Source organism: Exiguobacterium sp. SL-10 (assembly GCF_004337025.1).
Taxonomy (GTDB): domain Bacteria; phylum Bacillota; class Bacilli; order Exiguobacteriales; family Exiguobacteriaceae; genus Exiguobacterium.
Genome location: NZ_SJUP01000007.1, coordinates 1 through 23,189, shown reverse-complemented (window position 1 = coordinate 23,189; position 23,189 = coordinate 1). Strand labels below are relative to the sequence as shown.

25 protein-coding genes are annotated in these 23,189 nt (G+C 53.2%); 23 read left to right on the top strand and 2 right to left on the bottom strand.

Annotation, left to right across the window (positions count from 1 at the left end):
• Window positions 1-48 precede the first annotated feature (48 nt).
• Window positions 49-405 (top strand): GNAT family N-acetyltransferase, encoded by a 357-nt coding sequence (locus EVJ33_RS09250; protein WP_034777852.1) that lies wholly within the window; start codon window positions 49-51, stop codon window positions 403-405.
• A gap of 12 nt (window positions 406-417) precedes the next feature.
• On the opposite strand, the gene EVJ33_RS09245 is transcribed toward EVJ33_RS09250, so the two are convergent.
• Window positions 418-888 (bottom strand): DUF309 domain-containing protein, encoded by a 471-nt coding sequence (locus EVJ33_RS09245; protein WP_131436475.1) that lies wholly within the window; start codon window positions 886-888, stop codon window positions 418-420.
• 78 nt (window positions 889-966) lie between these two features.
• On the opposite strand from EVJ33_RS09245, the gene EVJ33_RS09240 reads away from it, so the two are divergent.
• From EVJ33_RS09240 to EVJ33_RS09135, 22 genes are all read left to right on the top strand, one after another.
• Window positions 967-1,734 carry a segregation and condensation protein A gene (locus tag EVJ33_RS09240; RefSeq protein WP_131436473.1) on the top strand — a complete coding sequence of 256 codons (768 nt, stop codon included), beginning with the start codon at window positions 967-969 and terminating at the stop codon, window positions 1,732-1,734.
• Complete coding sequence (gene scpB, locus EVJ33_RS09235) at window positions 1,712-2,305, top strand: SMC-Scp complex subunit ScpB (protein ID WP_201739690.1); 594 nt, start codon at window positions 1,712-1,714, stop codon at window positions 2,303-2,305. Before EVJ33_RS09240 ends, scpB begins: the two co-directional genes overlap by 23 nt.
• Complete coding sequence (locus EVJ33_RS09230; protein WP_029595326.1) at window positions 2,306-3,064, top strand: pseudouridine synthase; 759 nt, start codon at window positions 2,306-2,308, stop codon at window positions 3,062-3,064. It abuts the gene before it with no gap.
• A 136-nt stretch (window positions 3,065-3,200) separates the two neighbouring features.
• A complete protein-coding gene (locus tag EVJ33_RS09225) occupies window positions 3,201-3,782 on the top strand; it encodes a redoxin domain-containing protein (protein WP_131436471.1) in 582 nt (193 codons plus the stop codon).
• A 19-nt stretch (window positions 3,783-3,801) separates the two neighbouring features.
• Window positions 3,802-5,349, top strand: a complete 1,548-nt coding sequence (resB, locus tag EVJ33_RS09220; RefSeq protein WP_236634585.1) for a cytochrome c biogenesis protein ResB — start codon at window positions 3,802-3,804, stop codon at window positions 5,347-5,349.
• Window positions 5,349-6,533, top strand: coding sequence for a c-type cytochrome biogenesis protein CcsB (gene ccsB, locus EVJ33_RS09215; protein ID WP_131436469.1), 1,185 nt, complete (start codon window positions 5,349-5,351; stop codon window positions 6,531-6,533). Before resB ends, ccsB begins: the two co-directional genes overlap by 1 nt.
• Before the next feature lie 159 nt (window positions 6,534-6,692).
• Complete coding sequence (locus EVJ33_RS09210) at window positions 6,693-7,409, top strand: response regulator transcription factor (protein ID WP_131436467.1); 717 nt, start codon at window positions 6,693-6,695, stop codon at window positions 7,407-7,409.
• Entirely contained in the window at window positions 7,409-9,112 is a 1,704-nt protein-coding gene (locus EVJ33_RS09205; RefSeq protein ID WP_131436465.1) for a sensor histidine kinase, read from the top strand. Before EVJ33_RS09210 ends, EVJ33_RS09205 begins: the two co-directional genes overlap by 1 nt.
• Window positions 9,113-9,165: 53 nt before the next feature.
• Window positions 9,166-9,723, top strand: a complete 558-nt coding sequence (locus EVJ33_RS09200; RefSeq protein ID WP_131436463.1) for a cob(I)yrinic acid a,c-diamide adenosyltransferase — start codon at window positions 9,166-9,168, stop codon at window positions 9,721-9,723.
• An 8-nt stretch (window positions 9,724-9,731) separates the two neighbouring features.
• Window positions 9,732-10,970 carry an EF-P 5-aminopentanol modification-associated protein YfmF gene (yfmF, locus tag EVJ33_RS09195; RefSeq protein WP_131436461.1) on the top strand — a complete coding sequence of 413 codons (1,239 nt, stop codon included), beginning with the start codon at window positions 9,732-9,734 and terminating at the stop codon, window positions 10,968-10,970.
• Window positions 10,967-12,226 carry an EF-P 5-aminopentanol modification-associated protein YfmH gene (gene yfmH, locus EVJ33_RS09190; RefSeq protein ID WP_131436459.1) on the top strand — a complete coding sequence of 420 codons (1,260 nt, stop codon included), beginning with the start codon at window positions 10,967-10,969 and terminating at the stop codon, window positions 12,224-12,226. The genes yfmF and yfmH overlap by 4 nt, the downstream gene beginning before the upstream one ends.
• Complete coding sequence (ymfI, locus tag EVJ33_RS09185; protein WP_131436457.1) at window positions 12,223-12,918, top strand: elongation factor P 5-aminopentanone reductase; 696 nt, start codon at window positions 12,223-12,225, stop codon at window positions 12,916-12,918. The genes yfmH and ymfI overlap by 4 nt, the downstream gene beginning before the upstream one ends.
• A gap of 97 nt (window positions 12,919-13,015) precedes the next feature.
• A complete protein-coding gene (locus tag EVJ33_RS09180; protein WP_034777827.1) occupies window positions 13,016-13,792 on the top strand; it encodes a YmfK family protein in 777 nt (258 codons plus the stop codon).
• Window positions 13,793-13,819: 27 nt separating this feature from the next.
• Window positions 13,820-14,692, top strand: a complete 873-nt coding sequence (locus EVJ33_RS09175) for a helix-turn-helix domain-containing protein (protein WP_131436455.1) — start codon at window positions 13,820-13,822, stop codon at window positions 14,690-14,692.
• A gap of 31 nt (window positions 14,693-14,723) precedes the next feature.
• Entirely contained in the window at window positions 14,724-15,302 is a 579-nt protein-coding gene (gene pgsA / locus EVJ33_RS09170; protein ID WP_131436453.1) for a CDP-diacylglycerol--glycerol-3-phosphate 3-phosphatidyltransferase, read from the top strand.
• 65 nt (window positions 15,303-15,367) lie between these two features.
• The gene (locus tag EVJ33_RS09165) at window positions 15,368-16,594 is read left to right on the top strand and encodes a competence/damage-inducible protein A (protein ID WP_131436451.1); all 1,227 of its coding nucleotides are present in this window, start codon (window positions 15,368-15,370) and stop codon (window positions 16,592-16,594) included.
• Between the two features lie 76 nt (window positions 16,595-16,670).
• On the top strand, window positions 16,671-17,720 hold the full coding sequence (gene recA, locus EVJ33_RS09160; protein WP_131436449.1) for a recombinase RecA: 1,050 nt from the start codon (window positions 16,671-16,673) through the stop codon (window positions 17,718-17,720).
• A 187-nt stretch (window positions 17,721-17,907) separates the two neighbouring features.
• Window positions 17,908-19,470 carry a ribonuclease Y gene (gene rny / locus EVJ33_RS09155; protein ID WP_029595337.1) on the top strand — a complete coding sequence of 521 codons (1,563 nt, stop codon included), beginning with the start codon at window positions 17,908-17,910 and terminating at the stop codon, window positions 19,468-19,470.
• Window positions 19,471-19,518: 48 nt separating this feature from the next.
• Complete coding sequence (locus EVJ33_RS09150; protein WP_131436447.1) at window positions 19,519-20,313, top strand: TIGR00282 family metallophosphoesterase; 795 nt, start codon at window positions 19,519-19,521, stop codon at window positions 20,311-20,313.
• Window positions 20,314-20,339: 26 nt separating this feature from the next.
• On the top strand, window positions 20,340-20,600 hold the full coding sequence (locus EVJ33_RS09145; protein WP_012726477.1) for a stage V sporulation protein S: 261 nt from the start codon (window positions 20,340-20,342) through the stop codon (window positions 20,598-20,600).
• 169 nt (window positions 20,601-20,769) lie between these two features.
• Complete coding sequence (tdh, locus tag EVJ33_RS09140) at window positions 20,770-21,846, top strand: L-threonine 3-dehydrogenase (RefSeq protein WP_131436445.1); 1,077 nt, start codon at window positions 20,770-20,772, stop codon at window positions 21,844-21,846.
• A gap of 14 nt (window positions 21,847-21,860) precedes the next feature.
• Complete coding sequence (locus EVJ33_RS09135) at window positions 21,861-23,042, top strand: glycine C-acetyltransferase (RefSeq protein ID WP_131436443.1); 1,182 nt, start codon at window positions 21,861-21,863, stop codon at window positions 23,040-23,042.
• A 66-nt stretch (window positions 23,043-23,108) separates the two neighbouring features.
• Here the strand turns inward: EVJ33_RS09135 and EVJ33_RS15745 are convergent.
• On the bottom strand, window positions 23,109-23,189 hold an 81-nt coding region (locus EVJ33_RS15745; protein WP_131436690.1), incomplete at its 5' end, for an IS3 family transposase.

The window sequence follows — 23,189 nt, the reverse complement described above, 5'->3', positions numbered from 1 at the left end:
CGTGTTCACTTAGTGAAACATGAATGACTAAAGGTGGTGAAACCAGCAATGCTGGTGAAATACAAACAATCGTACGAAAAGACGGCGATGGGCTTGCTCGCGTTCTCATGTAGCGATAAATCTCCGCTCGCCTTGCTCGAACTCGTTCGGTCCTACGAAGAAGACCCTGCCAAATTCCTTTATCTTTGGAGAGTCGGGGAAGACTTCGTCGGGATCATCGGAATGGAGCAACAAGAGACGACGATGTTCATCCATCATATCGCGCTGTCTCCGTCATTCCGCGGCGAGAAGCGTTCTTACGAATTACTCGATGAGACCCGGAACTTATTGCCGCTCGACTTGACGCTCGTCGGTCAAGGCAAAACCGGGGACCTGCTCGATAAATGGAACCAAGTCGTCATTTAAAAAAAGCTAGGCTCAGCGCCTAGCTTTTTTGCGTGCCTCGAGCGCCTGGAGCCGCTCGGTGACGACCGGTGTTCGGTCTCGATACATATGTTTATGGACGAGCTCGTCAAACGTGAGCGTAGTCGGTTCGAAGGTCGGTTTCAAGCGCTCGATGCGTTGTCGTGTCGTGTCATCGAGCGGAAGCACCTCCGGGAGCGGCCAACGTTCCAAGTCACGAGCGAACGCTCCGACATCGATTCCGACTGTTTCAAGGTCGGTCACAGCCAGACTGAGCTTTTGTCGCAACGCCATGATGCTTTTTTTCGCCCCGGACGTATTGCCACGGCGGGCATGATAGTGGGCGACGGCATATTGAATCAAGACGGCGTAGCCCAAATTGCTTCGGCCCCCGTCTTGCCATGCTTCCTCTAGCACTTCATGGCATTCAAAATAATCGGCATGGCATTCAAACAATAACGTATACTGGATAAAAGGCGTCGACATCAAATATCTCCTTTCGTGGTCACGGTACTACAAAACATGTTATACTAAAGCGCAAAAATGTAAATGGCAGGTGTCTCTATGGAAGCGTACAACGTCAAAATCGATACGTTCGAAGGCCCGCTCGACTTGTTGCTCCACTTAATCGGTAAGATGGAGCTCGACATTGCGGACATCTCTGTCTCCGAGGTCACGGACCAGTATGTCGCCTTTATCCGGACGATGCAAAAATTTGAGCTCGATGTGGCCAGTGAATATTTGGTCATGGCGGCGACGTTGCTCCAATTGAAGAGCAAGCAGCTGTTGCCACCGGTTCCGGTCGAAGAGGATGACATTCCCGACTTTGGGGAAGAACCGACCCGGGAAGGGTTGATTCGGCAGTTGATTGAATATAAGGCATATAAAGAGGCTGTCGTGTTCATGCGCGAGCAAGAAGAGTCTCGACTCGAGCTATATAGCCGTCCTGGTGAGGATTTGACCCGGTATATGTCCGATCTCGTCCAACCGTATGACGGACCGCTCAATTTCGCGGACTTGTTGCACGCCTATTCGAAGATGGTCGAACGCAAGCGGTGGAAAGAACGCCGCAAAAAGACGATCAAACGCGAAGAGCGGACGCTAGAAGAGCAGATGACGCGGTTGCACGAACACGTTTCAGCGGAAGGGACGACCTCGTTCTTCTCATTTTTTGAGGAGCGCCCGGACGTGTCGGACCTCGTCGTGACGTTCATGGCACTGCTCGAGCTGATTAAGTTGCGCGTCGTCACGACTAAACAAGAAGAACGGGACATTCAAATCTCGTTCGTCGAATCGTCAAAGGAAAGGAATGAAGCCGTTGTTGTCTTATGAAACGATTATTGAGAGTCTATTGTTCGTCGTCGGCGAAGAAGGGATGGAAGTGCGGGCCCTCGCGAACACGCTCGACATTTCTGAAGCCGCCGCTCGCGAACAGTTGAGCAAGCTAGAAGTATCGTTCAAAGACTCCGGTCGTCCGTTCCAATTGATTGAATCGGCGGGCGTGTATAAGCTCGTGACGATTCCTGAGGTATCGGAGTACATCCAACGCTACGTCGGGACGATGGCCGAACAAGCGTTGTCACGAGCCGCGATGGAGACGCTTGTCATCATCGCCTATAAGCAACCGGTCACCCGAGCCGATATCGAGGAGGTTCGGGGCGTCAAAGTCGAACGCGTCATCCATACGCTGTTATCAAAAGGGTTGATTGAGTCAGCCGGCCGAGCCAAGACGATTGGCCGGGCCAAGTTGTACCGGACGACCGAGCATTTCCTAGACCATTTTGGATTCAATTCACTCGATGAATTGCCCCCATTAACGTTTGAAGACGAGCTATCGGACGAAGGCGATCTGTTCTTCGGCCAGCCGTCTGCGATTACGCAAGATAGATTGGAGAATGAATAAATGGAACGTTTACAAAAAGTGATTGCCCAAGCAGGTGTCGCCTCACGGCGTAAAGCTGAAGAAATGATTTTAGACGGTCGAGTACGCGTCAACGGGAAAGTCGTTCGCGAACTCGGGACGAAAGTCGGACCAAAGTCTGAAGTCGAAGTCGACGGTGTAAAAATTGAACAAGAAGAGCACGTCTATTATGTGCTTTATAAACCGAGCGGTTATGTCTCGACGGTCGAAGACGATAAAGGACGGAAAGTCATCACTGACCTCGTCCCTCCTGGATCACGTGTCTTCCCGGTCGGACGTCTCGACTATAACACGACGGGACTCATCATCTTGACGAACGATGGAGAGTTCTCGAACATGATGACCCATCCGAAGTTCAAAATCCCGAAACGCTATGTCGCGAAAGTGAAGAACATTCCTTCGTACATCGCGATTAAACAACTCGAGTCGGGCGTCGAGCTCGATGACGGATATAAGACGGGTAGTGCCCAAGTGAAGATGAAGACGGTCGACCATAAGAAAAACTCGGCCATTCTAGAAATCGTCATCTCTGAAGGTCATAACCGTCAAATCCGCCGCATGCTCGAAGCGGTCGGTTCGGAAGTCATCAAATTGAAGCGCGAACAGTTCGGTTTCTTGACGCTCGACGGTCTCACGACGGGCGAATGGCGTGAACTGTCACGCAAAGAAGTATCCAAGTTGCGTGAACTTGCCAACCCGACCGTACCACCTGTACAACGAGGCAAGAAAAAGAAAAAATAACAACTAAAAAATCGTCCTGAGATAGGATGATTTTTTAGTTTGTGGAGATTGTGTGACAAAAAGATGAAAAAAGTCTGTTAATGTGCGTTTTTGGTGTTTTTTCAGTACAATAACAACTGAAGGATGGTGTGAACTCATGACGAAAGAAACAAAGTCGGGTGATCGCATGAATCAGGCGATGGCCCATAAGAAAAAACGGTCATTTTGGCGACTCATGATCATGACGATGGTCCTGTTCGCAGGAGCGGTCGTCATCATGCAATTGTTTGAACAGGCCGGCAACGACGGACGGGTTGAGGCCGGCGACGATGCGCCGAACTTCAAGCTCGTCAGTTTAGACGGGACGACGATGGTCGAGCGTGACACGTATGAAGGAGAAGGGCTTCTTCTCAACTTCTGGGGCACGTTCTGTGAACCGTGTGAGAAAGAGATGCCGGTCGTCCAGGACAACTATGCGGCCCTTCAAGAAATGGGTGTCGATTTTTGGGCGGTCAACGTCGGTGAAACGCCGCTTCGAGTCGATAACTTCGTGAATGACCTTGGCGTCAAGCTCGATTATCCGATTTTGATGGACACGCGCAGCGAAGTCGAGAAGGCGTACGGGATTTATAACTTGCCGGTCACGTTCGTCATCGATGCCGACGGAAAAGTGATTGAAAAGTATGAAGGTGAACTCACGAAAGAGAAACTGATGGAGTTGGCCGAGAAGTCATTGTAAGCGAACGGGGGGCGCACATATGCTAGATATGAAATACGACGGCGCCGATTTACGATCGAAGCGTCGTCCACGGTCATGGATTGACCGGGTGTGGAGCTTTTTTGCATCAGTCAAGGTCGGTCTTTGGCTCATCGGACTCATCATCGTCGGGTCGGCAGTCGGAACGATTTTCCCGCAAGAGATGTATATTCCGCAACAATTGCCGGCAAGCCAGTATTACACGGACGAGTATGGGACACCGGGGACGATTTATTACACGTTAGGCTTTCATAACCTCTATACATCGTGGTGGTATATCACGTTGATCGTCATGCTGACGTTATCGCTCATCGTCGTATCGATCGATCGGTTTTTCCCGTTGTATAAAGCATTAAAATACCAGCCGGTCCGACGTACCGATCGCTTCATGCGCGGCCAACGCCTGATTGGAGAAGGTAAAGGCTCGGAAGAACAAATTGATGCGTTCGGCGACGCTTTAAAAGCGAAGCGCTATCAAGTGAAGCGTGACGGGGATGCCTTGCTCGCCGAGAAATACCGCTTCGGTCGTTGGGGCCCATACGTCAACCATATCGGGCTCGTCATCTTCTTCATCGGGGCGATGCTTCGCGTCTTCCCGGCATTCCATACGGATACGCTCGAATGGGTGCGTGAAGGCGATACGGTTCCGCTTGAGGCGACGGATGACGAATATTATTTACGTAATGACCAATTCATCTTAGAGATGTATGATCCGGAAAACAACGCCGAAGATGCGAAGTTTGCCGAGGCGATCGAGAAAGCGGGCGCAGTCCCGAAAAACTATGAGACAGAATTGACACTGTTCAAGAAGACCGGGACGAACGAGGACGGATCGCCGCAACTCGAGGAAGTCGATACCGGTTCGACGAAAGTAAATCACCCGTTCAAATTTGAAAAATATGAGGTATATCAAGAACAGTATTCGAGTCGACCGGAGTTCTTGTCGATGTCATTCAACGTCGCCGATAAAGAGACAGGTGATGTGTATGGACCGTTTACGGTCGATTTGACGAATCCGGAGACGACGTATGATCTTGGTGGCGTCACAGTCAAACTGAACGACTTGTATCCGGACTTTGAGGTCAAGGACGGTCAGCCGAACACGAAATCGCCACGGGCGCTCAACCCTGCCTTCTTTATGGCAATCGACACACCGGACGGTACGACTGAATCGAACTTGATTGGCATTCGATTGAACGTCGCCGACGAGGATAACCGCTACGTGATTCAATTCGCCGGGACGGAAATGGCGAGTACGAGCGGTCTGCGCGTCAAGAGTGACTCGACGTATCCGGTGCTGATCGTCGGTGGAATCATCTTTATGGTCGGGATTGTGATGGGCATGTATTGGCCGCATCGTCGCATCTGGATTCGTCGTCACGGCGAGACGGACGTGCTCGTTGCCGGTTTCACGAACAAGAACCCATCTTCGCTTAACCGCGAAATCACACCGCTCTTAGAGAAACATGGCCTGCCGATCTGGGAAGATCAGGCACGGTTTGAAAAAAAGACAGACGACAACTCAACCAATGAAAGAGGGGAATCATAATGGAGTGGATTCAATGGAGCAGTCGTTTGCTCTTCATCGCGTTCATCCTGTACGCTGTCGCAACCGTGTTGTTCACGATTGCGGTCAGCGGGATGCGCAAAGACCGCAACGTCAACCGCGTCGCCTACGGCAAGTATGCGTTCATTTTGGCGGTCATCGGTTTTGTCGCCCAAACGGGATATTTTATTTTACGTTGGGTCGGGGTCGGCTATGCGCCGGTATCGAACCTGTACGAATACACGACGTTCTTTGGCATGATGATGGTGCTTGGCTTCCTCGTCGTGTACGGGATTTATAAAAATGATGTGCTCGGGTTGTTCGCCATGCCGGTGGCGCTTCTCGTCATCGCCTTCGCCTCGATGTTCTCGAGCGAAGTGGCGCCGCTCATCCCGGCCTTGAACAGCGTCTGGTTGAAGATTCACGTCACGACCGCAGCGCTCGGGCAAGGCATTCTGGCGATCAGCTTCGCATCGGGTCTCATCTTCTTGTTGAATGAGACGTCGATGCGGGAACAATCGAAGTCGCGGACGTGGCTTGAAGTCACGATGTTCGTCCTTATGTGTACGCTCGGTTTCATTCTCGTCTCGATGCTCTTCAAGGCGATCGGTGCCGGTGGTGTCGTCGAGTTCACGAACGACCGCGGAACACAAGAGTCGTATGAATACTTCATGCCGATGTTGTTCGTGCCGGAAGGGGCACAGCTTCTCTCTGGTGCGAGCGGGTTATCGCTCGAGTTGCCGACGTTCATCAATACGTTGAAATTGAACACGCTCGTTTGGTCGGTCATCGCCGGCGTCGTGATTTATGTCTTGCTCCGTTTCGTCATCTTACGGAAACGGGTCGCCGAGGCGCTTCAACCGCTCGCGAAAAAAGTCGATCTTGATCTAGCCGACGAAATCAGCTACCGTTCAATCGCGATCGGCTTGCCAGTGTTTATTCTCGGAGGTCTCATCTTCGCGATGATTTGGGCACAAATCGCTTGGAACCGTTTCTGGGGCTGGGACCCGAAAGAAGTGTGGGCGCTCATCACAATGCTCATCTATATCTACTACTTGCATATGCGCATCCAGCGCGGTTGGACGGGGACGAAAGCCGCTTGGTTATGTGTCGGCGGCTTTGCCGTCATCATGTTCAACTTGGTGTTCGTCAACCTCGTCATCGCCGGTTTGCATTCGTATGCGTAAACAAAGAAGTCACTTCGGTGGCTTCTTTTTTCATGCCGCTGTCAACTGACCGTTGTGAAGCCAAATAATAGAGTGGTATAGTTATGAAAGAGAGCGGAATGTTCACAATTGTGCAACATTCGCTACATTTTGTAATGGTTCGATTAGGAGGTTTAGTGGATGGCTAATAAAACAAAAATTTTAGTGGTCGACGACGAGGAAAGAATTCGCCGCCTATTAAAAATGTATTTGGAGCGGGAACAGTATGTGATTGTCGAAGCGACGAACGGGGAAGAGGCGCTTCAACTTGCCCTCGAGCACGACTTTGATGTCATCCTTCTTGATTTGATGATGCCGAAAATGGACGGGGTTGCCGTATGTACCGAACTTCGAAAATCAAAGGCAACGCCTGTCATCATGTTGACGGCAAAAGGTGAAGAAGTCGATCGTGTCCAAGGATTCGAGGTCGGAGCGGACGATTATATCGTCAAACCGTTCAGTCCGCGTGAGGTCGTCTTGCGCGTCAAAGCGCTCCTCCGCCGTTCGGGCTCGACGAAATATTTGCGGACGGCCGAAAAATCAAAAGATTTGATTGTCTTCCCACATTTGACAATCGACAATGACGCGCACCGCGTCACGGTCGACGGAGAAGAGATCGCGCTCACGCCGAAAGAGTATGAACTATTGTTCTTCTTGGCCAAACAAGTCGACAAAGTGTTCTCACGGGAACAGTTGTTGAAAGAAGTATGGAACTACGAATTTTTTGGAGACCTTCGAACGGTCGACACACACGTGAAACGACTCCGGGAGAAGTTGAACCGGGTCTCTCCAGAAGCCGCGCATATGATTACGACGGTATGGGGTGTCGGTTATAAGTTCGAAGTCGTCAGTGAGTGATGATTCGCCGAAATAGCATCGTCACAAAACTATGGTTGACGATCCTCGTATTGGTCAGTCTCATCTTGTTCATCGTCTCTGTATTGATGCTCGAGTTTTTCAACTCGTTCCATATCGACCAAGAGCGTGGTCACTTGGCCAAGCTCGGCGGACAGGTCCAGTCGGTGTTGCTTCAAGAAGGGGACGCGTCACGGACAGTCGACCAAATCATTGAAGTGTACGGTGCGAACTATATATTAGAGAACGGGACGGTCCGCTCGAACTTCGGGACGGAAGTCGATGGGCTCATGACCGAACTCGGCCGTCAAGATTGGGAAACGTATCAGGCGGTCGGAGAGACGGCGATTGGAAACTTTTCGTCATTCGACGATCAGGCGGCACTTGCATACCGGACGACGTTCTCACTCGAGACGGGCGAATACACGCTTTACTTGATCGAACCGCTCGACGCGATCTCGAGCGCGAATGAAGGGGCTCGGACGATCATCTTTTGGACAGTGGCCTCGGCCATCATCGTCACGACCGTGTTTGCCTTCTTCCTATCGACCCGGATCACGGCACCGCTCCGTGAGATGCGTGACGCGGTCAACAAGACGGGCGAAGGTCAGTTTGACCTGCGACTCGTGCAGAAGTCGAACGATGAGATCGGGGAGTTGGCCGGATCGTTCAACGCGATGAGCAGCCAACTGTCGACGTACGTGAACGCGCTCGATCGGGAACGGCTCCAACTCGCCTCGATTTTGCGGTCGATGGCCGATGGGGTCATCACGCTCGATCGCCATGCGAACGTCATCGTGACGAACCCACAAGCCCAGCCCCTTCTCATTAACGAACAGCCGCATGAAGTCGTCCTGTCTCTTTATGAGGACGTCGTCGCCGGTGCTCCGGAGAAGACGATCGAAGTGAAGCAAGACGATCACTATTATACGTTGACGGTGACACCGCTTCTCGGTGAAGACGATTTCGAAGGTGCGGTCGTCGTCATCCGTGACACGACCGAGAGCCATCGTCTTGACAAGATGCGAACCGATTTCGTCGCCAACGTCAGCCATGAGTTGCGGACGCCGCTCGTGACGCTGCAAGGTTATTCCGAGGCGATTATCGACGGCATGACCGAAAGTGACGACGCGACGAAAGAGTTCGCTTCGATCATTTACGATGAGTCGCTCCGGTTGGCCCGTCTTGTCAACGACTTGCTCGACCTAGCACGGATTGAATCAGGAAAAGAGACGATGCAATTCACGACGTTCGACCTCGGTGAATTTCTTCCGCGCGTCATGCGCAAATTTAACCAGATGGCGAACGAGAAAGGCATCACGCTCGCGACAGAGGCTCCGCGTCACGCCATCGAGGCCGACGGTGATCGTTTGGAGCAAGTATTTACGAACTTGATTGGCAACGCCATCGCCCACACCGAGTCGGGAACGATTCGGATTGAGGCGAGTGAAGAGGAGGCCGGCTTCGTGATCCGTTTGTCGGATACGGGCAGCGGCATCCCGAAAGAAGATTTGCCGTTCGTGTTCGAACGGTTCTACAAAGCGGATAAAGCGCGGACGAGCGGCGGCAAGACGGGTACCGGTATCGGTCTCGCTATCGTCAAGAACGTCATCGACGCCCATCACGGCACGGTCGACGTCTCGAGCGCGCTCGGGGAAGGAACGACGTTCACGATTCGCCTTCCGTATACACAACCGCACGCATAACGACAATGGTGACTCCTGTGGGTCACCATTTGTGGCATAGAGGAGGAAATGACATGAAACTGTACACTCGAGGCGGAGACAAAGGCGAGACGTCGCTCATCGGCGGGCGTGTCCTGAAAATCCACCCACATATCCAAGCGATGGGGCTGTTAGATGAGTTGAACAGTCAAATCGGTCTTGCGCTCGCCTATCAGACGGATGAGACGCTCCGGACCCAGCTGACGAAGATTCAACATGATCTGTTCGACCTTGGGTCTGAACTCATGTATACCGAGACGCCACCGCAACAAGTCGATTTGAACATCGTCACCGAGCTCGAGACGTGGATCGACGAACTTGAACCGAAATGTCCAGAGCTCGTCCGCTTCATCTTGCCGGGCGGCAGTGTCAGTGCGGCGAGCCTTCACGTGGCAAGGACCGTCTGTCGTCGTGTCGAACGGGAACTCGTCAATGTGGACGCCGCCGTCCGTCAGCTCCCGTACTATAATCGATTGAGCGACTACTTATTCACCGCGGCCCGTTACGCGAACGTCGTGGCCGGGGTGCCCGATCAAGAGTACGCCCGCGGTGCGGATGTATTCAAAACGAAAAAGAAAAAGAAAAAGGAGTAGATCAGCTTATGAAAGGAATCGAACAATTCCAACAACGATTGCATTATTCGGTCTACCCGACCCAAAAATTCAAGACGACGACATGTCTCGTCTCATTCGCGGCCCCGCTATCGGCTGATACGATTGCTGACCGCGCCTTATTGCCGTATGTGATGGAGAAAGCGACCGAAGCTTATCCGTCAATTGAGCTGTTTCACACACCGTTAGAACAACTGTATGACGCGAGCCTATACGCAGGGGCATCGAAAGTCGGCAAAGAGCACGTCATCCAGTTTCAACTTGAAGTTGTGAGCGATGCGCTCGTCGGCGAATCGGTACTCGCTGAGGCGATCAAGCTGCTCGAAGAGGTGCTGCTTCGTCCGAACGCCTATGACGGGGCATTTCAACCGCTCATCGTCGAACAGGAGGCACGTCTGCAACGCCAACGGATTGAATCGGTATATGATGACAAAATGCGTTTCGCCCAGCAACGGCTTCAAGAATTGCTCGGCGGCGAACTCGCCATCCCATCGCTCGGCACGCTTGATCAATTGAAGCATGTGACGCCAAAGACGCTCTTTGACGCATACGAGTCGATGATTCGTCACGACCGTGTCGATGTCTATGTCGTCGGCGATGTGACACGTGAGCAAGTGACGGAAGCGTTCGCTCCGCTCGAAGGGCTCGGGGAACGGCTCGTGCGTGAGTACCCTCAGTCTCACGTCCGTGAGTTCCAACGCCTCGAGGAACATCAAGACATCAATCAGAGCAAATTGCACCTCGCCTATCAAGTCGACGTCGACCCGCGAAGTGAGGACGCTGTCCGGATGCAAGTCGTCAACGGTCTGTTTGGTGGCTTCCCGCACTCGAAATTGTTTATGAACGTCCGCGAAAAAGAGAGCCTGGCCTATTATGCCGCCTCGCAGTACAGCTCGCTCAGCCGGATGCTATTCGTCTACGCCGGAATCGATGCCTCGAACCAGGCGAAGACCGAGGCGATTATCGCCGATCAGCTCGCTGACCTCCAGGCTGGTACGTTCGAGGATGAAACACTTGAACAGACGAAAGCGATGCTATACCATCAACGCCGTCAACTCGGAGATAACCCGCGTCAATTGATTGCCTGGATGAGCGGCTCGGACATTCGTCCGTTCTCGCTTGAGGAAGAGATGGCGATTATCGAACAGACGTCACGGGAAGACGTGGCCGCGCTCGCCAACCGCCTGGACTTACAGGCTGTCTACTGCTTAAAGGGGGGAACCGTATGAAACTCGATTTTCCAAACGTAGGAGAAACACTCCATCACACCGTCCTTGAAAACGGATTGACGGTCTATTTATTGAAGAAAACCGGATACGAGAAGACGTACGCCACGTTCACGACGAAATACGGATCGATCGACCGGCGTTTTAAAACAGAAGATTGGGTCGACGTACCAGACGGGATTGCCCATTTCCTCGAGCATAAGATGTTTGAGAAAGAAGACGGCGACGTGTTTCAACAGTTTGGACGCCTCGGCGCGTCGGCGAACGCGTTCACGTCGTTCACTCGGACGGCTTACTTGTTTGGAGCGACGTCGAACGTCAGCGAGAACTTGAAGACGTTAATCGATTTCGTTCAAGCACCGTACTTCACGGAAGCATCGGTCGAGAAAGAAAAAGGCATTATCGGACAAGAGATTCAAATGTATCAAGATAATCCGGGCTGGCGTCTCTACTTCGGTTTGATTGAGGCGATGTACGCCGAGCATCCGGTCAAAATCGATATCGCCGGTACAATCGAATCAATCAGTGCCATCACGGCCGATGATTTGTATCGTTGCCATCATGCGTTCTATCATCCGAGTAACATGGTGCTGTTCGTCGTCGGCAATATTGAACCGGACGTCGTGCTAGCCGAGATTACTGCGAATCAGGCAGCGAAGTCGTTTGAAGCGCCGCTGTTGACGGCGCGTGAAGCAATCGAGGAACCCGATGCGGTCCATATGTCGGAACGGGTCATCGAGATGGACGTCTCGGTCCCGAAAGTGATGATCGGCTATAAAGATACACCGAGTGCCGGTAAGGCCGGCATGAAGCAAGAACTCGTCGTCGAGCTCCTCATGCACGCCTTGTTCGACACGACAGCACCACTCTATGCGGAACTGTACGCCGAAGGATTGATCGATGACGCGTTCTCGTTTGACTACACGTCGGAAGAGACGTTTGCCTTCGCCGTCCTCTCGATGGAGACGCCGCATGTCGATGCGTTCGTCAAACGCATCACGTCCGCCCTCGATCGTCCGCTCGAGCTCGAGGCCAACACGCTCGATCGCAAGAAGCGTATGATGAAAGGGCAGTTTTTAAAGGCACTCAACTCACCAGAGTTTATTGCCAACCAGTTCTCACGTTATGCGCTTAGCGGTGGCAACATGTTCGACATTCCTGATTTGCTCGATGCGATTTCACTCGACGATTTGTATGCGGCATATGACCGTCTGTTCCAATCCGATAAACGGACGGTCTGCATCGTCAAGAAACCGTGACGACGCTCATCACCGGGGCGAGCGGGGCGATCGGCCGTTCCGTCGCGTTGGCGTTCCGTGACGACACGCTCATTTTGCAGGCGCATACGCAGACGGAGGCGCTTCGTGCGTTCATCGCGAGTGAGAACTTGACGGCCGACGTCGTCACATGTGACCTCGACGATGATGTTCGACTCGAAGCGTGGCTCGAGACACTCGGACCGGTCGATCGCATCGTCCACGTCGCCGGCAATCATGCCCATGGTCTGCTCGTCGACCAGCCGCTCCTCGAACTCGACCGTCTCTATCGGATTCACATCCGCTCGATGGTCCGGCTCGTGCAGCACGTCGTCGGGCAGAAACCGTATGACCGCCCGCTCGACATTGTCGTCGTCTCGAGCGTCTGGGGGGAGGTCGGTGCGGCCGGCGAAGTCCTTTATTCGACGGTCAAGGCCGCTCAGCTCGGATTCGTCAAGGCGTTCGCTCGTGAGGCCGGGCCGTTTCACGTCCGTATCAACGCGGTCACGCCAGGGTGGATTGACACTCCGATGAATGATACGGTAGAAGAGACGAAACAATCGGTCCGTGATGAGATTCCGCTCGGGCGGTTGGGAGGCCCTGGGGAAGTGGCAGAGACGATTCGTTTCCTCTGCTCCCCGGCTGCTTCTTACATAACTGGCACCGCGCTTCGCATCGATGGCGGTTGGGTTTGAAACTTTGTTGCCTCGACTGAAACGAGTTCTTTTCAATTCTTCTAAAATAATTTAGAATGAACAAGGTAGCGAGCACACATCAGAAAGGGTGGACGAGATGGATCATAAGTTCGAAGAATGGTATCTCGAATATGAACTTTGCCAAAATCGGCCTGGTATCCTGGGGGATATCGCCTCACTGATGGGGATGCTTCAAATCTCAATCGTGACGATCAACGGCGTCGATCTTCAGCGCCGCGGCATGCTGTTAAAGGCACCGGCGGCCGATCACGTCCATCGTCTGGAACATATTTTACGTAAGATGGAAGCCATCGTCGTCATCAAGCTTCGACGCCCGAAACTTCGGGACCGGATCGCGATTCGACACGGGCGCTACATCGAGCATGACAACGACGACAAGAAGACGTTTCGTTTCGTGCGCGAGGACTTGGGTGTCCTCGTCGATTTTGTCGCAGAACTGATGAAAGAAGAACGACACTTGCTGATTGGCGTGCGCGGCAACCCTCGTGTCGGAAAAACCGAGTCGATTGTAGCGGCGAGTGTCTGTGCGAACAAGCGCTGGCTGTTCTTATCCTCGACGCTCATGAAACAGACGGTGCGGACGTCACTATTCGAAGAAGAACGCGAAGGGGACCATGTCTATATCATCGACGGTGCCGTCTCGACGCGGACGATGGATGAGCGCCATCGGCAATTGATTCGTGAAGTGATGCGACTTCCGTCTGTCAAAGTCATCGAGCACCCTGATCTTTACGTTCGCAACACCGACTGTGTGTTCGAGGACTTTGATTACATCATCGAACTGCGGAATTCACAAGATGAGGAGATTATCATTCCTCAAGAGACACATCGTGAGGCAGAATGGTTTGAATAACTACTTGAATGGAAGGTGTGGACCCCTGTGACAGAACTAGGGACTTTTTTGAAACAAAGGCGTGAGGCGAGCGGTTTGACGCTCGACCAAATCCAGCAGACGACGAAGATTCAAAAACGCTATATCATCGCGATCGAGGAAGGTGATTACAAAAATCTCCCTGGCTCGTTCTATGCACGGGCGTTCATCAAAACGTACGCAGAATCGTTAGGGCTTGATGTCGATGAACTGTACGAGACGTATGCGAAAGACTTGCCGAAAATCGAGCCGCAGCCGACCGTTCAATTGTCGCGAAAACAAACCTACTCGAAAGCCTCGGAAACGTCGAGCCGTGTCTCGCGTTGGGTACCGAAAGTCATGCTCGTGCTCGTCGCTTTCCTCTTGATGACGGCCGTCTATTACGTCGTCCGGAACCTTGATTTTGGGGATCAAAACGCGTCGCCGGCCGAGCCATCGAACTCGGGTGTGACGATTGATCAAAACAAGGACGTCCCGAAAGAGGAGCCTGTCGAAGAAGAGCCTGTCGAGGAAGAACCAGCTGAAGAAGAGACAGCTGAAGAGACGGGGCCGATCGCGGTCGCGACGACGAGCGGAGCAGATCTCACATATGAGATTGCAACAGCTGATAAATTGACGACGGAGATTCATGTAAAAGAGTCACCGGCAACGTATGTCGGCGTCCGAGATACTTCCCTTGAGGGCCCGTTCCTCGCGCCGGAATATCCGAACCAATCGAAGCAGAATCCGATTGTCATCGAGGACGCAGAGACGGATACGCTCCGCATCCGCATCGGTTTGATTGGTGGGGTCGAGAAAATTGTTGTCAATGGCCGCGAGCTGGAACTTGCTGACTCGCCGGTCACACAAAATATATTTGTAAAGAGAGTCGACGCAGAATAAGTTGACTCTCCTTCTAGAGGAGGAGTTCTCGATGAACCTACCTAACCGCTTGACGATGTTACGGGTGTTACTGATTCCCGTGTTCGTCGTCTTGCTTGCCGTAGATTTTGATTGGGGAGACATCGCTTTCCTCGGGGCGGACGTTCCGCTCCATCAATTCATCGCCGGCGTCGTATTCACGATCGCCGCTATCACTGACTGGCTGGATGGACATCTCGCCCGTAAGCACAACTTGGTCACCAACTTCGGGAAGTTCATGGATCCGCTCGCTGACAAACTACTTGTCACGGCAGCGCTCGTCCTGCTCGTCGAGATGGATCTCGTCGCGGCGTGGGTCGTCGTTGTCATCCTATCGCGTGAATTCGCTGTGACGGGACTTCGTCTCGTGGCGGCCGATGAAGGAATCGTCGTCGCGGCTGGGAAGTCGGGCAAAGCGAAGACATGGGTCCAACTCTTTGCCATCATCTTCTTGTTATTCGGCAACCCGATTTTCAGCTATATCGGTATCCCGTTCGGCGAATGGGCGATGTGGCTCGCGCTCGTCTTGACGATTTACTCAGGGGCCGAATATTTCGCACAAAACTATAAGATCATTGTAAAGTCGATGTAACCGTCGGCATAGACGAGTTGTTCAGCTTTGCCGAACAGCTCGTTTTTTATTGGGGAGGAATTTGGATGAAACGCACCGAAATCATTGCGGTAGGCTCTGAACTGCTCTTAGGGGAAATCACGAACACGAACGCCCGTTATTTATCAGAACAGCTGTCGAAATATGGGTTGTCCGTACTGTATCATGTAGTCGTCGGAGATAACGAGGACCGGTTGCGAGCGACGCTCGAACAAGCGCGGTCACGTAGCGAATTCATTATCGTCACCGGGGGCCTCGGACCGACGGCGGATGACATCACGAAGACGACACTAGCCGACGTGCTCGGGCGTCCACTCGTCCGTGACGAGGCTTCGCTCGAGACAATCCATCGGTTCGTCGCCTCGCGCGGACGTGAGCCAAACGAAGGCGACGCGCGGCAAGCCGATGTCTTGACCGGGGCGGAGGTGCTCGATAACCCGGTCGGTCTCGCGCCCGGGATGTGGATCGAGGATGAACCGACATGGCTGTTGTTACCGGGTGTCCCGTGGGAAATGAAGGCGATCGTCGACGCTACGTTCCCTGAAAAATTCGGTGGAATGACCATCGTCTCTGAATCACTGCGCTTTTATGAAATCGGCGAGTCGGCGCTCGACGCGGCGGTCTCCGATTTGATGAGCGGATCGAACCCGACGGTCGCTCCGTACGCCGAGTCGGGCGAGGCACGACTGCGCATCAGCGCCCGGGCTGATACGGAGGCCGTGGCACGACAGATGATCCATCGGGTCAAACAGGATATTTTGGCACGAGTTGGCCGTTATTACTTCGGATCGGACGACGATACGCTCGCCGCACGTCTGATTCACGAACTGCAAGCGCAGAAGGCGACGTTGTCGATTGCCGAGTCGCTCACCGGTGGTCAAGCCCAAGCGATGGTGACGGCCGTGCCGGGGGCGTCCTCGGTGTTCAAGGGCGGTGTCGTCACCTATTCTGACGAGCTAAAAAATAGGTTTTTAGGGGTATCCCTTGATACAATTGAGTCACACTCGGTCGTCTCAAAAGAAGTCGCCTTTGAAATGATCCTCGGTCTGACCCGTCAGACCGGAACGGATTATGGGCTGGCGTTTACCGGCGAGGCCGGGCCGACGTCAAGTTCGGGTCAGCCGGTCGGGAAAGTGTTCATCGGCATCCGATCGCCGGCGGGGATTGACGTGATCGAACGCGATTACCCACATCAAGAGCGGCATGTCATTCAAGCACGTGCTACGAAAGACGGCATATGGGCGCTCCTGCAACAAATGAAAAAAGGCGAATAAACGTTCGCAAAAAACTTGTGTATCGTCTTCGCTTCGCTTATAATGAAAGTATCAATCAAAGGAGGCTCATTAATCTATGAGTGATCGTAAACAAGCGTTAGAAATGGCATTACGCCAAATTGAGAAACAATTCGGTAAAGGCTCAATCATGCGCCTCGGTGAAAATACAGATCAGCAAGTTTCGGTGACCCCGTCCGGCTCAATCGCCCTCGACATCGCGCTCGGTGCCGGTGGATATCCACGTGGTCGTGTCATCGAAGTGTACGGACCTGAATCGTCAGGTAAGACGACGGTGGCGCTTCACGCCATCGCTGAAGTCCAAAAACGTGGCGGTCAAGCTGCCTTCGTCGACGCCGAGCACGCGCTCGACCCGAAATACGCACAAAACTTGGGCGTCAATATCGATGAGTTGCTCTTATCACAACCAGATACAGGGGAACAAGCCCTTGAGATCGCAGAAGCACTCGTCCGCTCTGGTGCGGTCGATATTCTCGTCGTCGACTCGGTTGCGGCACTCGTTCCGAAAGCCGAGATTGAAGGGGAGATGGGCGACTCGCACGTCGGTCTTCAAGCCCGCCTGATGAGCCAAGCGCTCCGTAAATTGTCTGGTGCGACGAACAAGTCGAAGACAATCGTTATCTTCATCAACCAAATCCGTGAGAAAATCGGAATCATGTTCGGGAACCCGGAAACGACTCCTGGTGGTCGTGCCCTCAAGTTCTATTCTTCGGTTCGTCTCGAAGTCCGTCGTGCGGAAACGCTCAAACAAGGACAAGACATGGTCGGAAACCGGACGAAAATCAAAGTCGTCAAAAACAAGATTGCGCCACCGTTCAAGACAGCGGAAGTCGATATCATGTACGGCGAAGGGATCTCACGTGAAGGGGAGCTCATCGACATCGGGGCCGACCTCGACATCGTTCAAAAGAGTGGTGCGTGGTACTCGTACAACGAAGAACGTCTCGGTCAAGGCCGCGAGAACGCGAAGCAGTACATGAAAGAGAACCCGTCGGTAGCCGCTTCGGTCGAAGAACGGATCCGCGACCATTACGGCCTCAACGGTGAAAAGACAATCACGGTCGAAGCTGACAATGATGACGTCCTCTCGCTTTTAGACGAAGAGTAAGTAACATTTCTCGCCTGACACGGTTCAGGCGAGATTTTTTTAGTATAATTTTTTTCGTGAATTGGTAGTTCTATCCTGTCCGTGCATTGCATTCTAACAGGTAAATAAGTACAATGAAGCTATACGCGGGCTCGCTCGCGTTTACATTCATGAAAAAATAAAATAACCTTGCGAAAGGGAGGTGAACATGATGGAATGGCTATTAGAGCTTATTCTGATCCTCCTTTTGCCGATAGCTTTTGTTGCAGGTTTTTTTGTGCGTAAATCGATCGCCGAAGCGAAGATTCAAGGTGCCGAGACGGAAGCGACCAAGATTGTAGAGCAAGCGCGACAACAATCGGAAGCGATGCAAAAAGAAGCACGGCTTGAAGTAAAAGAAGAGATGATTCAACTTCGCAATGAGACCGAACAAGAATTGCGCGAACGACGTGAAGAGCAGAAAGTGAAAGAAAATCGTTTCGTCCAAAAAGAAGAGCTTCTCGACCGGAAAGCAGACATGCTCGAACGGAAAGAAGATGCTTTGGATGAACGTGAGGCTGCCCTCGCGAAACGGAAGCGTGAAGCGGAAACGCTCGAAAGCAAAGTGGAGGAATTATATGAGGAGGCGCGCCAAGAACTTGTACGTGTGGCAGCCTTGTCGAAAGAAGAAGCACGGACCATCATCATGGACGAAGCGAAGCAGGAAGCGCTTCACGATGCTGCTCTCCTTCAAAAAGAAATCGAGCAAAAAGCAAAATTAGAAGCTGATAAAAAAGCGAAACACCTCTTGTCTCTCACGATGCAACGGTACGCGGCCGAACACGTCGCCGAGACGACTGTATCTGTCGTCAATTTACCGAGTGATGAGATGAAAGGTCGTATTATCGGACGTGAAGGACGTAACATCCGCACGCTCGAGACACTTACTGGAATCGATTTGATCATCGATGACACGCCGGAAGCGGTCATCCTATCTGGATTCGACCCGGTCCGTCGTGAAATCGCCAAGATGACGCTCGAGAAACTCGTTCAAGACGGTCGGATTCATCCGGCCCGAATCGAAGAGATGGTCGAAAAATCGCGTCGTGAAGTCGATGAGCGCATCCGTGAATACGGGGAAGAAGCGACATTCTCAGCCGGCATCCACGGTGTCCATCCGGACCTCGTCAAGACGCTCGGTCGCATGCGCTACCGGACGAGTTACGGTCAAAACGTGCTCGCCCATTCGGTCGAAGTGGCCCATCTCGCCGGCATGATGGCCGCCGAGCTCGGGGAAGACGTCACGCTCGCCAAGCGAGCGGGTCTCCTCCACGATATCGGGAAAGCCATCGACCATGAAGTCGAAGGTAGCCACGTCGAGATCGGTGTCGAGCTTGCCACGAAGTACAAAGAGCATCCGGTCGTCATCAACTCGATTGCCTCTCACCACGGGGACGTCGAAGCGACGTCGACGATCGCGGTTCTCGTCGCAGCGGCTGACGCCTTGTCAGCAGCGCGTCCGGGAGCCCGTCAAGAGACGCTCGAAAGCTATATTCGACGCCTTGAGCGCCTCGAAGCGATTTGTGAGTCGTTCGAAGGAGTCGAGAAATCATATGCCATCCAAGCGGGACGTGAAGTCCGGATTATCGTCCGCCCAGACGTCGTCGATGACGTCGTGGCGAACAAGATGGCCCGTGACATCTGTAAACGGATCGAAGATGAGCTTGATTATCCAGGCCAAATTAAAGTGACGGTCATTCGCGAAACGCGTGCTGTCGATTATGCGAAGTAACAAGAGCGGAGACATTCTCCGCTTTTTCTATTGTGGGAGGACAAAACTATGAAAATCTTATTTATCGGCGATGTGGTCGGGAAGCCAGGTCGCGACATCTTGAGCGCCCAAATCGGACGGCTGAAGAGCAAATACAGCCCGACGTTCATGCTCGTCAACGGTGAAAACGCAGCCAACGGGCGCGGTATCACAAAAAAAATCTATCAACAATTTCTTGAGCTTGGATTCCATGGCGTGACAATGGGGAATCATACTTGGGATAACCGTGACATCTTTGATTGGATCGATGATGCCGACCGCATCGTCCGCCCGGCCAACTACCCTGCCGGCACGCCGGGTGTCGGGATGATGGTGTTGAAACAAGGCGGCAAGAAGCTCGCGGTCATCAATGCGATGGGGACTGTGTTCCTGCCGTCGCTCGACTGTCCGTTCCGCACGGTCGATGCACTCGTCGAAGACATTCGCGGCGAGGTCGACGCGATTTTTGTCGACATGCACGCCGAGGCGACGAGCGAGAAGATTGCGATGGGGTATCATCTCGACGGACGCGTCCAGGCTGTCGTCGGAACCCATACGCACGTCCAGACGGCGGACAACCGAATTCTGAATAACGGCACGGCTTACATCACCGACGTCGGGATGACGGGTCCGCTTGACGGTGTGCTCGGCATGGATGCCGAGGTCGTTTTGAGAAAATTCATGACACAACTCCCGGTCCGGTTTGAAGTTGCCGAGGGACGGGAACAATTAAATGGAGTTTTAATCACAATCGATGACCAATCGAAACGAGCCACAAAAATCGAACGCATACACCTAGATGATCAAACCGTATGGTTTGATTGAACAACCTACCCGAGGGGGAAACAAGAATGGACGTACTCAAAGTTTCGGCAAAATCGAATCCTAACTCCGTGGCGGGTGCACTCGCTGGCGTACTTCGTGAAAAAGGAACGTGTGAGATTCAAGCAATCGGCGCCGGTGCGCTCAATCAATCGATCAAGGCGGTCGCAATTGCGCGTGGTTTCGTCGCGCCGAGCGGGCTGGATTTGATTTGCATCCCGGCGTTCACTGATATTATGATTGACGGAGAAGAACGAACGGCAATCAAGCTCATCATCGAACCACGATGAGCTTGCGCTCGGGACATAGGTCCTATTCTTGTAAGAGAAGCCATCGGCGCGGATGGCTTCTCTTTTTTGTCTGAAAATATGACGTTCTATCTTCTCAGGTTCGTCATTTTATGACAAGATGAAAGAGAACGTGAAGTTCGATCAAGAGATGAAGAGGGGGACGTTTTCAATGGAACAGCTCGTGTCTATGACAGAGAAGGAAGCAACGACACCTGTGATGAAAGCGATTCAAAAACATACGGCCGGATTCGGGGCGGAGTTGGTTGAAGTGCCAATTCCAACACCAGGCGCTGGACAAGTGTTAATCAAAGTGAAGGCGACATCGATTTGCGGGACCGATGTCCACATTTATGAGTGGGACGACTGGGCGAAGAGCCGGGTCAAACCGCCATACGTGTTCGGTCACGAGTTCGCGGGGGAAGTCGTGGCGCTCGGGGAAGGGACGAAACGCATCCAAGTCGGACAAACGGTATCGGCCGAGACGCATATCGTCTGTCATCAGTGCAAGCAGTGTCTACGCGGACAGTATCATATCTGCAAGAACACAAAAATCATCGGCGTCGACACGCAAGGCTGTTTCGCCGAGTACGTCGTCATGCCGGAGGAGAACTTGTGGGTCAACCCTGAGTCGATGCCATCGAAGCTCGCCTCGATTCAAGAACCGCTCGGTAACGCCGTCCATACGGTGCTCGCGAGTGACGTGTCGGCCAAGTCAGTCGCCATCGTCGGTTGTGGACCGATCGGTCTCATGGCCGTCGGTGTCGCCAAGGCGGCCGGTGCGAGTCGTGTCTATGCGATCGACGTCAACCCGTATCGGTTGAAGCTCGCTGCGGAGATGGGGGCGGACGTCGTCATCAATAGCATGGACGAAAATCCGCTCGCGTTGATTATGGATCAGACGGACGGGGACGGCATCGACGTCGTCTGTGAGATGAGCGGGCATCCGGTCGCCATCGACCAGGCGTTCAAGATGGTCACGGCTGGCGGGGACGTCAATGTGTTGTCACTCCCGGCCAAACCAGTCGCCATCGACTTGACGCGCGACGTCGTCTTCAAAGGGGTACGCGTCCAAGGCATCACCGGTCGTAAGATGTATGAGACATGGGGCCAAGTGTCGACGTTACTCGCGACAGGTCAGCTGAACGTTGAACCGATTATCACGCACGTGTTCAAGCTCGAGGAGTTCGAGCAAGGTTTTGAGCTCATGCGGGCCGGGAAATGTGGAAAGGTCGTCTTAATACCATAACAGGGGGAATCGATATGGCATTTGAACATATTACAGAAGCAATCAATGAAATGAAACAAGCGGGCACGTTCCGCTCACTCGTACCGCTCGAGTCGGCGCAAGCGAACGAGGTCACGATCGACGGCAAGTCACTCGTCCAGCTGTCGTCGAACAACTATCTCGGGCTCGCCAACCATCCGCGCTTGAAACAAGCGGCCATCGAAGCGGTCGAACAGTTCGGTGCCGGCACGGGCTCGGTCCGGACGATCGCCGGGACGTTCGAGATGCATGAGGCGTTCGAGCGTGAGCTCGCCGAATTCAAACATACGGAAGCGGCCCTCGTGTTCCAATCGGGCTTCGCGACAAACCTCGGCGTCTTGTCGGCCCTCCTTGGCCCAAAAGACGTCGTCATCAGTGATGCACTCAACCACGCCTCGATCATCGATGGCATCCGGTTGACGAAAGCGGCCCGCCGCATCTATAAGCACGTCGACCTCGCCGATTTAGAGGCGGCGTTGAAAGAGACGCAAGACTACCGGACGCGCCTGATCGTCACGGACGGCGTCTTCTCGATGGACGGCAATATCGCGCCGCTCCCAGAAATCGTCGAGCTCGCCGAGAAGTATGACGCGGCGGTCATGGTCGATGATGCGCACGCCTCGGGCGTGCTCGGGCAGAACGGTCGCGGCACGGTCAACCACTTCGGGCTCGACGGACGGGTCGCGCTTCAAGTCGGGACGCTATCGAAAGCAATCGGTGTCCTCGGCGGCTACGTCGCCTGCTCGAACGACATTCGCGACTTCTTGATTCAAAAAGGACGTCCGTTCTTGTTCTCGACGTCACATCCGCCAGCGGTTGTCGCGGCGAACCGTGAGGCGATTCGTGTCATGAAGGAAGAGGAAGAATTGTTCGATAAATTGTGGGCGAACACCGAGTTCTTCAAGACGGGTCTGCGTGACCTCGGCTTTGACATCGGCCATGCGACGACGCCGATCACGCCGATCATGCTCGGCGAAGAGACGCTCGCGCACACATTCTCGGATAAATTGAAAGACCATGGCGTGTTTGCACAGAGCATCGCTTTCCCGACGGTCGAGAAAGGCAAAGCGCGGATCCGGACGATCGTGACGGCGGAACATACCCGTGACGACCTCGAACGCGCGCTCTCTGCCTTCAAGGCGGTCGCGGAAGAACTGAATGTCACGCTTCACGCGTAAGCTTGAAACTGCAGACGAATTGAAGTGCTCCCTGTCAAGTAGACAGGACAAATAATGAAAACCAGCCTAGGCGGCTTGAGACCTGTATTCGACAGGGCTCAAGCCGTTTAGTCGTTTCTGGAAACGATCGTGGTTGTAGAACGATAT

What these genes read in the sequence shown, in the direction of transcription:
- EVJ33_RS09250 (WP_034777852.1), top strand. Translation starts at nt 49, where the DNA reads ATGCTGGTGAAATACAAACAATCGTACGAAAAGACGGCGATGGGCTTG.
- EVJ33_RS09245 (WP_131436475.1), bottom strand. Translation starts at nt 888, where the DNA reads ATGTCGACGCCTTTTATCCAGTATACGTTATTGTTTGAATGCCATGCC.
- EVJ33_RS09240 (WP_131436473.1), top strand. Translation starts at nt 967, where the DNA reads ATGGAAGCGTACAACGTCAAAATCGATACGTTCGAAGGCCCGCTCGAC.
- scpB (WP_201739690.1), top strand. Translation starts at nt 1,712, where the DNA reads ATGAAGCCGTTGTTGTCTTATGAAACGATTATTGAGAGTCTATTGTTC.
- EVJ33_RS09230 (WP_029595326.1), top strand. Translation starts at nt 2,306, where the DNA reads ATGGAACGTTTACAAAAAGTGATTGCCCAAGCAGGTGTCGCCTCACGG.
- EVJ33_RS09225 (WP_131436471.1), top strand. Translation starts at nt 3,201, where the DNA reads ATGACGAAAGAAACAAAGTCGGGTGATCGCATGAATCAGGCGATGGCC.
- resB (WP_236634585.1), top strand. Translation starts at nt 3,802, where the DNA reads ATGCTAGATATGAAATACGACGGCGCCGATTTACGATCGAAGCGTCGT.
- ccsB (WP_131436469.1), top strand. Translation starts at nt 5,349, where the DNA reads ATGGAGTGGATTCAATGGAGCAGTCGTTTGCTCTTCATCGCGTTCATC.
- EVJ33_RS09210 (WP_131436467.1), top strand. Translation starts at nt 6,693, where the DNA reads ATGGCTAATAAAACAAAAATTTTAGTGGTCGACGACGAGGAAAGAATT.
- EVJ33_RS09205 (WP_131436465.1), top strand. Translation starts at nt 7,409, where the DNA reads ATGATTCGCCGAAATAGCATCGTCACAAAACTATGGTTGACGATCCTC.
- EVJ33_RS09200 (WP_131436463.1), top strand. Translation starts at nt 9,166, where the DNA reads ATGAAACTGTACACTCGAGGCGGAGACAAAGGCGAGACGTCGCTCATC.
- yfmF (WP_131436461.1), top strand. Translation starts at nt 9,732, where the DNA reads ATGAAAGGAATCGAACAATTCCAACAACGATTGCATTATTCGGTCTAC.
- yfmH (WP_131436459.1), top strand. Translation starts at nt 10,967, where the DNA reads ATGAAACTCGATTTTCCAAACGTAGGAGAAACACTCCATCACACCGTC.
- EVJ33_RS09180 (WP_034777827.1), top strand. Translation starts at nt 13,016, where the DNA reads ATGGATCATAAGTTCGAAGAATGGTATCTCGAATATGAACTTTGCCAA.
- pgsA (WP_131436453.1), top strand. Translation starts at nt 14,724, where the DNA reads ATGAACCTACCTAACCGCTTGACGATGTTACGGGTGTTACTGATTCCC.
- EVJ33_RS09165 (WP_131436451.1), top strand. Translation starts at nt 15,368, where the DNA reads ATGAAACGCACCGAAATCATTGCGGTAGGCTCTGAACTGCTCTTAGGG.
- recA (WP_131436449.1), top strand. Translation starts at nt 16,671, where the DNA reads ATGAGTGATCGTAAACAAGCGTTAGAAATGGCATTACGCCAAATTGAG.
- rny (WP_029595337.1), top strand. Translation starts at nt 17,908, where the DNA reads ATGATGGAATGGCTATTAGAGCTTATTCTGATCCTCCTTTTGCCGATA.
- EVJ33_RS09150 (WP_131436447.1), top strand. Translation starts at nt 19,519, where the DNA reads ATGAAAATCTTATTTATCGGCGATGTGGTCGGGAAGCCAGGTCGCGAC.
- EVJ33_RS09145 (WP_012726477.1), top strand. Translation starts at nt 20,340, where the DNA reads ATGGACGTACTCAAAGTTTCGGCAAAATCGAATCCTAACTCCGTGGCG.
- tdh (WP_131436445.1), top strand. Translation starts at nt 20,770, where the DNA reads ATGGAACAGCTCGTGTCTATGACAGAGAAGGAAGCAACGACACCTGTG.
- EVJ33_RS09135 (WP_131436443.1), top strand. Translation starts at nt 21,861, where the DNA reads ATGGCATTTGAACATATTACAGAAGCAATCAATGAAATGAAACAAGCG.